The following is a 12,146-nucleotide window of genomic DNA, read 5'->3' as shown; positions in this document are numbered from 1 at the left end:
GCCGCGCTCGCCAAGGCCATGCTCGCCCGCCGCACCTGCCCCGCCTGCCACCGCGACGCCGGGTACTGCATCCCGTCCTCGCTCGGCATGTGCGTCACCTGCGCCGACTCCTCCTGCTGACTTCCTGACCTGGAAGGACCCATCGTGTTCGCTTCCCTCTTCGTCCTGCTCTACCTCGGCCACCTCCTGGCCGACTACCCCCTCCAGACCGACCACCAGGCCGCGCACAAGGCCGACCCTCACGCGGCCGGATGGGCCGCGAACCTGAGGCACGCCGGCACGCACGTCGTCACCTGCGGCGCCGCGCTCGCCCTCGGTGCTGCGGTCCTGGACGGGGTGGCCCTGTCCGTCCCCGTCGCCGGCGCCGCACTGCTCTGGATCGGCGGAACGCACGCGTTCATCGACCGGCGCTGGCCCGTTCAGTGGTGGATGACCCGCACCGGCCAGACCTCCTGGGCCCAGCACGGCGGGGCCGCGCACGTCGACCAGACCGCCCACGTCCTGGCCCTGGTCCTGGCCGCACTCGCCCTGGCCGCCTGACCCCGGGGTCTGCCTGTCACCCCCGCACCGGCCCGGTGCGGGGGTGGCGGGGAGGCCCCGGCCCGGGGAACTCCAACCACCTGACCAAGGAGTTGGACATGGCCCGCAAGACCGACAAGCAGTGCGCCCAGGCCGCCATCGCCGCCGCGATCGTCGGCCAGAACATGCGCGGCACCAAGACCGCCCTGAACGTCACCCTCACCCGCGACGAGATGCGCCGCGCCCAGGCGTACCTGAAGTCCGGCAAGCCCGTCACCGGCCGCTGACCCACACCCACCCACCACCGCACCCACCACGAAGGCAGGCACCCCAGTGAAGCTCCGCTTCGGCAACGTCACCGTCGACACCGACACCACCACCCCCGCCGAGATCCAGCAGGCCGCACAGGACTCCGGCGGCACCATCACCGGCGGCCACTTCGGAGGCCAGGACAACGGCATCTCCGGCGGCACCTTCCACGGCACCGTCCACATCCACACCGACACCAAGAAGTAGCCCACACCCCGCCCGCCAGCCCCGGCAGTCACGCCGTGAGGGCGCCGGATCGAATCCGGCCCGGGGCACTCCCACACACCCCCTTTCGCCCGTGGAAGGAACCGCATGGACCCCAACCTGCCCGCACCCCGGGCCCTCACCGTCATCCAGCTCCCCGACGGCACCTACACCTACGCCGACCCCCGCGTCCTGCCCGCCCAGCAGGGACCGCAGCAGATCGTCCAGCACATCCACCACGCCCCGCCCGACCGCACCATCCAGCGCCTCGCGCTCGGCTCCGGCGTCGGCGCCGGGGCCGTCGCCGCCGGCGTCTACTTCGGCCCGCTCCTGGTCGGCGTCCTCACCGCCATCGCCGCGAACTTGGCGTTGCTGGCGTTCCTCGCGGCCGTCATGGCCTGGGGCGTCGTCACCGTCGTGAAGTCCCTCACCACCGACGGCAAGGCCGCCTCCAAGGCCGTGCGCAAGACCGGCCGCCACTGACCCCAGAAAGGGTTCGCCATGTTCAAGGCAGGTGACCGGGTGCGGATCGTGGCGTGTGCGGATGACCCGCGCGCCGTCGGACGCACCGGCCAAATCATCGACGAGGTACCGCCCGGCCCGCTCACGGACGGCCGGTACACGGTCCACAGGATCGGCCTGCTGATCGGGCCGGTCCTGTGCCACCCCGACGAACTGCGGCCCGCCTGACGGTCCCCTGTCCGCCCGGACCCCGTGCCGGGCGGGCGGAGGACCGGACAGCCCGGCCCTCATCTGGGAGGCACCCATGCTGAGCTACACCCCGGCCGAGAAGCGCCAGCGCAGCAAGCTGTTCCGCAAGGGCTTCCGTCAGGCGTTGGCCGACTGCGTCGACCCGACGGTCGAGAAGGCCATCGAGCGCATCGACGAGCGGGCCGCCGAGCGCGGCGCGCAGGAACTGCGGGCCCTGCACCAGGTCCAGGCCGACGCCCGCCAGACCCTCGCCAACGCCAAGGCCGCCGAACGCACCGCCAACAGGGCCGACCGCCCCGCCGCCCGCCAGGCCCGCAAGCAGGCCGAGGACGCCGTTCGGCGTGCCGAGCGCGCCGTTCTGCGGGCCGAGAGCTGACCGGGGGCGGCCGGTTTCCCTGGCCGGTCCGGCCGCTCCCTTGTCCTCAACCCACCAGCAGTAATGAGCAGGAGAGGCACGTCCATCATGACCGAACTTGCAGTTGAGGGGGCCGATATGGGCACCCTTCACCACCTGGACGACCACCGCCCCGCCCAGACCTCCCCGGACACCGACACCGAACCGGTGAACCTGTCGAAGACCACCCAGGACCCCGCCGGGAGTGCTGATGGCTCCGGTGTGGTGGAGGCGGTGGACCGGGCCGACAACCCGTTGGCGGACTGGCTGACCGTGCCCGACTCCCCGGTCCTGCCCGCGTGGGCGCGGTCGGCCGCCTCCATTCGGGCCAACGCCGCCGCGCTGGCCCGCCTGTCGTGGTGGCACACCCGCTTCCACGCCTTCCGCGTCCCGAAGTACCTGGTCAAGACGGTTCTGCTGGCCGCGCGGGGTTTCTTCCGGGCGGCGGCGGGGCTGTGGCCCACCCTGTCCGCGCAGGACCACACGGCGACCGTGCGGGCCCTGCGCGCCCAGGTGAAGGCCCGGCCGGAGGATGTGGACCTGGCCGCCCGGCTCCAGGCCGCGCACTTCGAGCGGACCCGCACGCGGCGTTGGCGGTTCGGTGCCGCCGCCGTCGCGGTCGCCGCTGCCGCGATCGGGATCGCCCTTGCCCCTCCGGTGCTCCAGACGGGTATCGCGGCGGCGGTCGTCACCCCGCTCGCTTACCTCGGCCGGGGCAAGGACGCCCAGTTCCTGGACCAGGGCGCCCCGCCGCTGCGGGTCGACATGTCCGCGCAGCAGCTCAACGACGCGCTCCGCGCGGCCGGCCTCCTGAAAAGCGGCCGTGCCGGCGACGACGAGAAGGACGCGCCCCGGGTTTCTTGCTCGATGGGCCCGGTCCGTGACGGCCGTGGCTGGGCGGTGATCTTCGACCTCCCGAGGGGCGGCGGCAAGACCGCCTCCGATGTGCTGGCCAAGCGGGAGGTCATCGCGCAGGAACTCGGCGTCGATGAGATCCAGGTCATCATGTCCCGCGTCCGCGCGGCCAAGGGCGGCAACGCCGGCCGCGTCAGCATGTGGGTCGCGGACGACGACCCGTACCTGGGCACGCCGAACCCCTCGCCGCTCGCGTCTGCGGAGACGTTCTCGATCTGGGAGCCGATCCCGTTCGGGCAGGACGCCCGCGGCAACCGCATCGAAGTCCCGGTCATGTGGCAGTCGATGTTCTTCGGCGGGCTCCCCAGGCGCGGGAAGACGTTCACGCAGCGCCTGATGACGGCGGCCGGGCTCCTGGACGCCTATGTGCGGCACTACGTCGCGGACGGGAAGGGCGGGGCGGACTGGATGCCCATGCGGGCCGTCGCCCACCGCCTGGTCATGGGCGCCGAGGACGACGCCGTCGAAGCCCTCAAGGCCATGCTCGCCGAACTGCTGGTCGAGATGGAACGCCGGTTCGCGATCCTGCGGGAGCTGCCGACCAGCATCTGCCCCGAGGGCAAGCTGACCCCGGACATCGTGAAGCGGTACAACCTGCCGGTCATCTTCGTGACCATCGACGAGCTGCAGGAATACTTCACCGCGATGGAGCGCGAGGACCGCGAGCAGGTCATCAACGACCTGTGCCGCATCGCCCGACGCGGCCCCGCCGCCGGATTCGTCTCCAACTTCGCCTCCCAGCGCCCCGACGCCGAGTCCGTGCCGTCGAAGCTCAGGGAGATCATCACCCTGCGCTACTCGACACAGGTCGTGGACCGCACGTCGTCGGACATGGTGCTGGGCAAGGGCAAGGCCGCCCAGGGCGCCGACGCCTCGGTCCTGTCCGAGGAACACAAGGGTGTCGGTGTGCTGGTGACCGGTCCTGCGTCGTACGTCACGGTGCGGGCCGACTACCTCGACGGCCCCGGCTTCGCCAAGCTCTGCGCCAAGGGCCGGACCCTGCGCGAGGCGGCCGGACAGCTCACCGGCGACGCGGCCGGGGACGTCACGGCGGCGGCCGACGCGTCCGGGATCAAGCTCCCGCCGATCCTCTCCGACGCGCTCGAAGTCATGCGCCACAGCCCGCGCATGTTCACCACCGACCTGCTCGCCGCACTCGTCAACATCGACGAGGACACCTACGGCGACTTCAACGCCGAACGCCTCGCCTCCGAACTCGAAGCGGCCGGCGTCAAGCGCACCAGCAAGCAGGTCAAGATCAGCGGCACCAACGCCGCCGGATACCAGCGCCGCGACATCGAAGCCGCCGTCCCCGCAGAGATCCTCCTCACCCACGGGTAGAGGGGCACCCCACTACCCCACCCCCTCCCCGGCGCCCCTCCCCGCACCCTTCCGGGCACTTCCCGGAGGGGCCCGGAGTAGCGGGGGCCCTCTACCCCGGTAGCGGGGGAGGTAAGGGCCCGTGACCTGCAAGGTAAGGCCGGTAAAGGGGGCACGGGCACCCCCGCCCGCAGCCCTCCACAGCCTTGTTTCAGCACCAAGGGCGGCCCCCTCATCTCGCCAAAGATCCGGGGCCGCCCTCGTCCAGCACACACGAGAACTGGAGATACCCAGCATGACCCAACGCACCCTGATCCGGCGAGTCCCCGGCCGCAGGCCCCGGCTCCTGGACCTCTTCTCCTGCGCCGGCGGCGCGGCCATGGGCTACCACCGCGCCGGATTCGACGTGACCGGCGTCGACATCGTCGACCGCCCCAACTACCCCTTCACCTTCCACCACGCGGACGCACTGGACCACCTCGCCGCCCTCATCACGTCCGGGGAGATCGAGCAGTTCGCGGCGGTGCACGCCTCGCCGCCGTGCCAGGCCGGATGCGCGCTCACCGTCGGCACCAACGCCTCGCGCGGCTGGGGGCGCACCCACGTCCAGCTCATCCCAGAACTCCGCACCCTGCTCGACACCACCGGCCTGCCCTACGTGATCGAGCAGCCCAACGGCAAAGCCCCCGTCCGGGCCGACGTGCGGCTGTGCGGGGAGATGTTCGGGCTCGGAGTCCTGCGTCACCGGGTCTTCGAACTCGGGCGCTGGACCGTTCCCCAGCCCGCGCACCCGCGCCACCGGGGGTACGTGCGCGGCTACCGGCACGGCGTCTACCGCGACGGGCCGTACGTCGCCGCGTACGGGGCCGGCGGCGGCAAGGCCACCGTCCCCGAGATGCAGGCCGCGATGCGCATCACCTGGACCACCGTCCGCGAGGAACTGACCGAAGCCATTCCCCCGGCCTACACCCAGTGGCTCGGCACCCATGCCCGCCACAGCCTCCGCGCCCAGGAGGCGGCGGCATGAACACCCACCTGATGGCCGCCCTGGACCTCGCCGCACGCGGCGTGCCGGTGCTGCCCTTGCGGGCGGGGAAGGTCCCGTTCGGGAACTGCCCCGCCTGCCGGAACAACACGTGCGGCGGACGGCCGAACATGAAGACCCCCGGCCCCTGCTCCTGCCCCCGCCCGTGCCACGCCTGGGCCGCCGCCACCACCGACCAAGCCACCCTCACCGGGCCCGGATGGGCCCCTGCCTGGCAGCAGGCGAGGGCTGTGGCCTACCACCCCGGCGGCGCTGGCCTGACCGTGGTGGACCTGGACGACGCCGCCGCCATCGCCTGGGCCCGCGCCACACTCCCCGCCACCCGCACGGTGCCGACAACGCGGGGCGCGCACTGGATCTACCTGGGTGCGATGCCCTCGGCCAACGCCGTGCGGGCGAGTGTGGACGTCAAGTCCGTCATGCAGTACGCCCGGTGGCTCGGTCCCGGCACCGGCGCCATGGCCGCTCTGCCGGATGTCGTGCGCGGGCTGGTGGTGAAGGAAGAGACCACCTTCCCCCGGGGCGGGGTGGTCTCTTCCCTCTCCGACCGGGTCGCGTGGGATCACCGGGTGACCACCGGGTGCCGCCACACCGAGCGGTACGTGCGCACCGGCTTGGAGCGCGGTCTCGCCCTGGTGCGTTCCCGCAGGGAGAGCGGGGCGGGCTCGCAGACGTTCGGCGTCGCCCAGTTCATGGCCAAGCAGCACACGGACTGCCCCGGCCCCTGCGGGCTGGACGTCCTGGGACAGCAGCTCATCGCCGCCGCTGTGTCCATGGGTGTCCCCGAGCCGTACGCGGCCAGGGCGGTCGCCAACGGCCTGGCAGGTGCCGCATGAACGCCACCCCGCAAGCCGCGCTCGCCGGACAGCAGCTCGGCATCGACGGGCTTCCTGCCGCCCCCGAAACCGCGCCCCGGACGGCGCGGGCGGTCGTTGGGCGTAAGTCGTCGGCCGAAGGCCGTCCGCTTCGTCTTGTCCGCTCTGACCCGCAGCCGTCCGCCACGCCCGGCCCCCGCCAGGCGGTGCGATGGCTGCACGTCACCGCGCCGCCATCGTTCTCCGCTCTCGTGTCGGCGCGGTCCTGGTGCCGGTGCGGATACGAACGCACCGCCCGGGGCCGATCCGGTGTCCTGGCGCTACTCGAAGCCCACACCGCTCACCCCGATTCCTGCCCGCTGCTCAACGCCGAAGGGAGCAAGGCCGCATGAGCGCCGACCTGTGGGAGGGCTTCAGCGAAGCTCTGGACCCCGAGACCATCACCGGGCCCGTGTGGGACGAGCCGGTACCCCTCAACCCCCGCCGTGATCTCCCCACCTTCCCCGTGCACGCGTTGCCCGAGTGGCTGGGCGGCATGGTGGCCGGTGTCGCGGAGGAGACACAGACGCCGGTGGACCTCGCCGGATGCCTGGCACTCGCCGTCCTCGCCACCGCCGCCGGCGGGCGCGCCACCGTCCACGTCCGGGGACACTGGCGCGAACCGGTGAACCTCTACACCGCCGTCGCCCTCCCGCCCGGCAACCGCAAGAGCGCCGTCTTCACCCTCATGACCGGCCCCCTCCTCGCCGCCGAGAAGGCGTTGGTGGAACTCTCCGGGCCGCGCCGGGCCGAAGCGGAGACGACCGCACGCCTGGCCCGGTCCGCCGCCGACAAGGCCGCCCAGAAGGCGGCAGCGGCCGAACCCGGCCTGCGGGACCAGCTCACCGCCGAAGCGGTCCACCTCGCCCAGCAGGCGGACGAGATGACCGTCCCCGCGAAACCCCAGCTGGTCGCGGACGACGTCACCCCCGAAAGCCTCGCCACTTTGATCGCCGAGCAGGACGGGCGGATGAGCGTCATGTCCGCCGAGGGCGAGATCTTCGACATCATCGCCGGCCGCTACTCCGGCACCCCGAACATGGGCATCTTCCTCAAGGGCCACGCCGGGGACATGGCCCGCGTCAACCGGCAAGGGCGCGACGCCCAGCACGTCGAATCCCCCGCCATCACCATGGGCCTGGCCATTCAGCCCGAAGTCCTGGACGCCCTCGGCCGCGTCAAAGGGGCCGACGGACGCGGGCTGCTCGCCCGGTTCCTCTACGCCAAGCCCCTGTCACTGGTCGGCTCGCGCAACCTCACCCCCGCCCTGCTGCCCGAAGAAACCGCCGCCACCTACGCCCAGCGCCTGGGCGGCCTCACTCTCGCCCTCGCGGACTGGACCGACCCCGCCGTCCTCACCCTCAGCCCCGAAGCAGACGCGGTGCTGCTCGCCTACCAGAAGGTGACCGAATCCCGCATCGGGAAGGGCCGCAGCCTCCACCCGATCATCAAATGGGCCTCCAAACGGGACGGGGCCGTTGCCCGCATCGCCGGGCTCCTCCACCTCGCCACCCACCCGGACAACGGGTGGATGGTCCCCATCGAGGCCGCCACCATGGCCAACGCGGTGGAGATCGGGGACTACTTCACCGCCCACGCCCTGGAGGTCTTCGACGCCATGGGTGCCGACCCCGCGCAGGAAGCCGCCCACCAGCTCCTGACCCACCTCAAGGAACAGCGCCTGTCCGGCTTCACCAAGCGGGACCTGTTCCGGGGCCTGTCGCGCGGCGACTTCCCCGCCATGACGGACCTGGACCCCGCGCTCACGCTGCTGGAAGAGCACGGATGGGTCCGCCAGCAGCCCGCACCCCCGCGCACTGGGCGCGGTGGTCGGCCGCCGTCGCCCCGCTTCGACACCCACCCCAGCGTCACCCCGCCGCTCACCTGCGGCTGACAGAACCCCCAATCCGCTGACAGAACTGACAGAACCCCAGCCCTACCCGGCTGACCTGCACAAACGTTCATGATCACGGTTCTGACAAAACCTCCGAAAACTCTGACAGAACCTCCCCGCCGCAGATTTCCGGCACGACCTCGCCCGGTCGCGCCGGTCCGGGCGGCGCTCTGACAGAACCCCCCGCCCGGAGGTTCTGTCAGAGTTTTTTGAGGTTTTGTCACGACGCTGGAAACCGAAGTATCCGCAGGTCAGCGGGCCAGTCGCGAGGTTCTGTCAGTTCTGTCACGGAATACCGACCCATCGCCACCCCAAGGAGTCCCCGTGGCCCCGAAACGCATCCCATCCCCCGGCCCGCAGGCGACCCTGCGCGCCGGCCTCCCCGACCGCTACCTCACCCCGGATGACCTGGTCGCAATGTTCGGCCTGCCGAGTGTCGAAACGGTTTACGCATGGCGCCGCAAGAAGCTCGGACCGCCCGCCATCCGCATCGGCAAGTACCTGCGCTATGACCCCGCCGCCGTACAGGCGTGGGTACGCGAGCAGACCGCCTACGACGCCGCCTGACCCGCTCGCCCCCTCAACACCGGGTCGGGCAGGGAGGCGCGTCCCCCCTGAAGCGCCGCTTCTGGGCCGCATCCGAGGGGAGGCAGGAGCCCCTTTCGAATGCGGCCCACCATCTACGAGAGGTCACAGCCCGCATGGCTGGCTACGTTCAGGACCGTTGGTTCAAGGAAGAGACGACCCCGGACGGCAAGGTTGTTCGCGTCAAAACTGATCGCCACGGCATCGGGATGCGTTATCGCGCCCGCTACTTCGGCCCGGACGGCACCGAGAAGTCGGAGAGCTTCCCGGACCGGCAGAAGGGCCGGGCCGACAAGTGGCTGACGCGCATCGAAGCCGACATGGACGCGGGGACCTACGTCGACCCGAAAGCAGGTCGAGTCACCTTCGGTGAGTACGCCGAGAAGTACCTTGGCGGGTTGACTGGCGACCAGGTCAGTCAGGAGGTCGTGCGCAGGCGTATCCGGCTTCACGCGGTGCCCTACATGCGAACGCGTCCGATGGGGTCGTTCAAGCCCGAGCACGTGCGGACGTGGCTCAACGGTCTCCAGTTGGCAGTACCGAACGGCACCTACCGCCGCGCCATCTACGACTCGGTGTCAGCGCTGTTCAACGCTGCGGTGGACGACAAGGTCCTCAAGTCGAACCCGTGTCACGCCCAGTCGGTCAAGGCCCCGGTGCCAGAGGACCGGCTGATCGTTCCTTGGTCCGAGGGGCGCGTGCTGGCCGTTCGCGGCGGGCTGCCCGCGCGTTACGCGGCCACTGTGGACGCCGGCGGGGGCTGTGGGTTGCGTCAGGGGGAGGTCTTCGGACTTGCCAAGTCCAACGTCGACTTCGCCACGGGGTGGGTGCATGTCCGCCAGCAGATCAAGCGTGTCGGCGGAACCCTCGTCTTCGCCCCGCCCAAGCGCGGCAAGCTCCGGGACGCTCCCCTGAGCCCCGTGGTGGGGGCAGGCTTGCGGGAGCACATGGCCCTGTTCCCGCCCGTGCCGGTCACGTTGCCCTGGAAGACCCCGGACGGGCCACCGACGACGCTGGAACTGGTGTTCACGAGCGGTGTGGGCAACGCGATCTGGCGAAGCTACTTCGACGACTACGTGTGGAAGCCCGCTCTTGCCCACGCGGGCGTCATCCCGCCGCGCGAGAAGGGCGAGCGGCGCTACGCCGCCGCCCCGGACGACGGGATGCACGCGCTGCGGCATTTCTACGCTTCGGTGGTGCTGGAGGCCGGAGGCAGCATCAAGGCTCTGAGCGTCTACCTGGGGCACTCCGACCCGGGGTTTACGCTGAAGATCTACACCCACCTCCTGCCGAGCAGCGAGGAGAAGGCGCGGGCGGCGGTGTCGTCGGTGTTCCAGCGCATCCGCCCGCTGGAGCTCTCGGAAGCGGCCTGACGAGCAGCTACCGGCCCCCTACCGGCCCACGGCTCCGAATCGGCCCCTGTCTCGTGGCTCCGCCGCTGGTCAGGGGTCCTTTTACGCCTAGGTACCGCAAGACACACCCCATCTTGCCTGACGTCCATCCCCGGACGGAAACCAGTACGGGGCACAGCGCCTCCGGCCCCCTCCCCCGCACGCGGTGGCCCCGGTACGCCGCCGCCGTGGCGGGGTCGTACCGGGGCCGCGATCAGCGCGTCACCGGCCGTGCGTGGGCGCGCGGCCGGGCCGGACGGGGCTCAGTCGCCGGAGGGGCGGTCCTTGCGGCGGCGGAGGAGGAAGACCGCGCCGCCGCCGATGACGACCAGGGCGATCGCGATGCCCGCGATGAGCGGGGTGGCGTTGGAGCTGCCGGTCTCGGCGAGGTTGCCCCCGGGGCCGGAGTCGGCGCCGCCGGCCGTGGCGGTCGTGGTGATGGGCCGCTCGGCGGTCTGGGTGGTGAGGCCGTCGGTGCCGGGGCCGGCGGTCAGGCAGTCCAGGACGCCCGTGAAGGTGCGGGCGAAGCCGCCGGGTCCGGTGACCGTGACGTCGTACGCCTGGTCCTCGGCGACCGGGACCGTGACGGTCTCGGTGCGGCCGGGGGCGACGGTGTGCTCGGCGCCGGCCAGCTCGTAGGTGAACGGCTCGTCGCCCGTGTTGCGGGTGGTGACGTCGACGCCGCCCTTGGCGCAGTTCTTCTGCGCGGTGACGGCGGGGACGGCGCCCTTGCCGGCCCAGGTGGCGGTGGCGGTCGCGGAGACGGTGGACTCGCTGGAGCCGGCCAGGATCTGGGTCTGGCTGCGAGTGGCCCCGGCGAAGGCGCGGCCGACCGGGACGGAGGTGGTGGCCTGGACGGTCAGCGCGGCGGAGCCGTCCGCGGCATCGGCCGGGACGTCGAACCAGAGCTGGGTGCCGTTGACCGCCGTGGTGACGGGCTTGCCCTTCTTGTCGGTGACGCGGACCCCGCTGGCGGCGTCGGCCGGCGGGGTCACGCCGACCTGTCCGGCGTTGGTGCGCACAGTGACCGGTCCGACGCGCTTGCCGGAGCGGCCGGAGACGGCGACCGGGTCCAGGGAGAGGGACGCCTTCGGCTCGGCGGTGGCGCTCGCCGACTTCTCCAGCCAGTCCGCGAGCTTCTCCGCCTGCGCGTCGGAGGCCCGGACGTCGGCGTCGTCCGAGTAGCGCCAGATGGCGACCTGGGTGCCGGCGGCCGCGGTCCGCTCGGACAGCGGGCCCGTGTGAGCCTGCTCGGCGAGCGCCTGGAGATCGTCGACCTGGGGGTAGGAGTGCTCCAGGATCCAGCGGATCTTCCCGGCGTTCTTGTTGGTGCCGAGCGAGGTCTGGTTCCAGGGGGTCTCCAGGTACGTCGCCTGGTCCTGGGTGGGGTTGTGGATGTCGATGCAGTACGTCTTGAGCCTGCCGCCGCCGTCGACGGTCATCTCGAAGAGCCCGGCGGGCAGCTTCTGGGTCTTGCCGTTCGTCCGCAGGATCGCGCTGTCGAAGGTCTTCAGTCCGTCGAGCGTGGCGGTCGCACCGCCCTGGTGCGCGGGTGCCTCGTCCGCGACGGCGCCGCCCGCCCCGGTGAGCGCGCCGGCCACGACCAGACCGGTCGCCACCAGCGTGGCGGCCAGCCGGGTCAAGCCCCGTCTCCGCCCGGTGTCGGACGCCGCCGTGGATGACGGGTCGGTCGCTGAAGAAGCAGAAAACACAGAATTCCCCTCCGGGCGAGACCCTCACGTCCGGTACGTGTGTGGGGAATGTCCCGCCAGCCGACTCAAGTGCCCTGTGAGTACCGAGGAATCTTAAGGACCGGGCGTAGAACAGTCCCCCGTCATACCGTCCGACAAGCATTCCGACTCGGAATCGTTATCCCGTGCAATGATCCCGACGACCGGCTCCGGGCACCGGATCCGGGCCCGTTCGACGGGAATCATGGCCGGAAATCGCCATTCCTTCGAGGGCCGTCCGTCGGCCAGTCAGGACGCCGCGACCAGCTCGCGCT

Annotated in this window: 14 protein-coding genes and 1 pseudogene; 14 read left to right on the top strand and 1 reads right to left on the bottom strand. The window is 71.5% G+C overall.

Translation table 11 applies throughout. The features are described 5' to 3' along the window. The 14 genes and pseudogenes from ACWCXC_RS12990 to ACWCXC_RS12925 all read left to right on the top strand — a co-directional run. Window positions 1-120, top strand: a pseudogene (locus ACWCXC_RS12990) (RRQRL motif-containing zinc-binding protein); the annotation flags it as partial. 24 nt (window positions 121-144) lie between these two features. Then, complete coding sequence (locus ACWCXC_RS12985; RefSeq protein WP_450888610.1) at window positions 145-540, top strand: DUF3307 domain-containing protein; 396 nt, start codon at window positions 145-147, stop codon at window positions 538-540. Window positions 541-638: 98 nt separating this feature from the next. Beyond that, window positions 639-806: a hypothetical protein gene (locus tag ACWCXC_RS12980; RefSeq protein ID WP_450682382.1), complete on the top strand. Its 168-nt coding sequence runs from the start codon at window positions 639-641 to the stop codon at window positions 804-806. Between the two features lie 46 nt (window positions 807-852). Then, complete coding sequence (locus tag ACWCXC_RS12975; protein WP_450888608.1) at window positions 853-1,035, top strand: hypothetical protein; 183 nt, start codon at window positions 853-855, stop codon at window positions 1,033-1,035. A gap of 105 nt (window positions 1,036-1,140) precedes the next feature. Then, complete coding sequence (locus tag ACWCXC_RS12970) at window positions 1,141-1,515, top strand: DUF6251 family protein (RefSeq protein ID WP_450888606.1); 375 nt, start codon at window positions 1,141-1,143, stop codon at window positions 1,513-1,515. An 18-nt stretch (window positions 1,516-1,533) separates the two neighbouring features. Beyond that, window positions 1,534-1,722 carry a hypothetical protein gene (locus ACWCXC_RS12965; protein ID WP_450888604.1) on the top strand — a complete coding sequence of 63 codons (189 nt, stop codon included), beginning with the start codon at window positions 1,534-1,536 and terminating at the stop codon, window positions 1,720-1,722. A 76-nt stretch (window positions 1,723-1,798) separates the two neighbouring features. Beyond that, complete coding sequence (locus ACWCXC_RS12960; RefSeq protein ID WP_450888602.1) at window positions 1,799-2,119, top strand: hypothetical protein; 321 nt, start codon at window positions 1,799-1,801, stop codon at window positions 2,117-2,119. 117 nt (window positions 2,120-2,236) lie between these two features. Next, window positions 2,237-4,393: an FtsK/SpoIIIE domain-containing protein gene (locus ACWCXC_RS12955; RefSeq protein WP_450888600.1), complete on the top strand. Its 2,157-nt coding sequence runs from the start codon at window positions 2,237-2,239 to the stop codon at window positions 4,391-4,393. 274 nt (window positions 4,394-4,667) lie between these two features. After that, window positions 4,668-5,399, top strand: a complete 732-nt coding sequence (locus tag ACWCXC_RS12950) for a DNA methylase (protein ID WP_450888598.1) — start codon at window positions 4,668-4,670, stop codon at window positions 5,397-5,399. Continuing rightward, window positions 5,396-6,253 (top strand): bifunctional DNA primase/polymerase, encoded by an 858-nt coding sequence (locus ACWCXC_RS12945; protein ID WP_450888596.1) that lies wholly within the window; start codon window positions 5,396-5,398, stop codon window positions 6,251-6,253. Before ACWCXC_RS12950 ends, ACWCXC_RS12945 begins: the two co-directional genes overlap by 4 nt. Beyond that, window positions 6,250-6,624: a hypothetical protein gene (locus ACWCXC_RS12940; RefSeq protein ID WP_450888594.1), complete on the top strand. Its 375-nt coding sequence runs from the start codon at window positions 6,250-6,252 to the stop codon at window positions 6,622-6,624. The genes ACWCXC_RS12945 and ACWCXC_RS12940 overlap by 4 nt, the downstream gene beginning before the upstream one ends. After that, window positions 6,621-8,165, top strand: a complete 1,545-nt coding sequence (locus tag ACWCXC_RS12935; RefSeq protein WP_450888592.1) for a YfjI family protein — start codon at window positions 6,621-6,623, stop codon at window positions 8,163-8,165. The genes ACWCXC_RS12940 and ACWCXC_RS12935 overlap by 4 nt, the downstream gene beginning before the upstream one ends. A gap of 324 nt (window positions 8,166-8,489) precedes the next feature. Beyond that, the gene (locus tag ACWCXC_RS12930) at window positions 8,490-8,732 is read left to right on the top strand and encodes a helix-turn-helix transcriptional regulator (protein WP_450888590.1); all 243 of its coding nucleotides are present in this window, start codon (window positions 8,490-8,492) and stop codon (window positions 8,730-8,732) included. Window positions 8,733-8,866: 134 nt separating this feature from the next. Then, entirely contained in the window at window positions 8,867-10,123 is a 1,257-nt protein-coding gene (locus tag ACWCXC_RS12925; RefSeq protein ID WP_450888588.1) for a tyrosine-type recombinase/integrase, read from the top strand. A 281-nt stretch (window positions 10,124-10,404) separates the two neighbouring features. Here the strand turns inward: ACWCXC_RS12925 and ACWCXC_RS12920 are convergent, their stop codons facing one another. Continuing rightward, window positions 10,405-11,853 (bottom strand): LAETG motif-containing sortase-dependent surface protein, encoded by a 1,449-nt coding sequence (locus ACWCXC_RS12920; RefSeq protein WP_450888586.1) that lies wholly within the window; start codon window positions 11,851-11,853, stop codon window positions 10,405-10,407. Window positions 11,854-12,146: the final 293 nt, after the last annotated feature.

This window comes from Streptomyces sp. NPDC001515 (assembly GCF_053597115.1).
This window is presented reverse-complemented; position numbering and strand designations above follow the sequence as displayed.

Bases quoted from the DNA above. Each gene is read 5' to 3' on its own strand.
- ACWCXC_RS12980 (WP_450682382.1), top strand. From the start codon at position 639: ATGGCCCGCAAGACCGACAAGCAGTGCGCCCAGGCCGCCATCGCCGCC.
- ACWCXC_RS12970 (WP_450888606.1), top strand. From the start codon at position 1,141: ATGGACCCCAACCTGCCCGCACCCCGGGCCCTCACCGTCATCCAGCTC.
- ACWCXC_RS12965 (WP_450888604.1), top strand. From the start codon at position 1,534: ATGTTCAAGGCAGGTGACCGGGTGCGGATCGTGGCGTGTGCGGATGAC.
- ACWCXC_RS12960 (WP_450888602.1), top strand. From the start codon at position 1,799: ATGCTGAGCTACACCCCGGCCGAGAAGCGCCAGCGCAGCAAGCTGTTC.
- ACWCXC_RS12955 (WP_450888600.1), top strand. From the start codon at position 2,237: ATGGGCACCCTTCACCACCTGGACGACCACCGCCCCGCCCAGACCTCC.
- ACWCXC_RS12950 (WP_450888598.1), top strand. From the start codon at position 4,668: ATGACCCAACGCACCCTGATCCGGCGAGTCCCCGGCCGCAGGCCCCGG.
- ACWCXC_RS12945 (WP_450888596.1), top strand. From the start codon at position 5,396: ATGAACACCCACCTGATGGCCGCCCTGGACCTCGCCGCACGCGGCGTG.
- ACWCXC_RS12940 (WP_450888594.1), top strand. From the start codon at position 6,250: ATGAACGCCACCCCGCAAGCCGCGCTCGCCGGACAGCAGCTCGGCATC.
- ACWCXC_RS12935 (WP_450888592.1), top strand. From the start codon at position 6,621: ATGAGCGCCGACCTGTGGGAGGGCTTCAGCGAAGCTCTGGACCCCGAG.
- ACWCXC_RS12925 (WP_450888588.1), top strand. From the start codon at position 8,867: ATGGCTGGCTACGTTCAGGACCGTTGGTTCAAGGAAGAGACGACCCCG.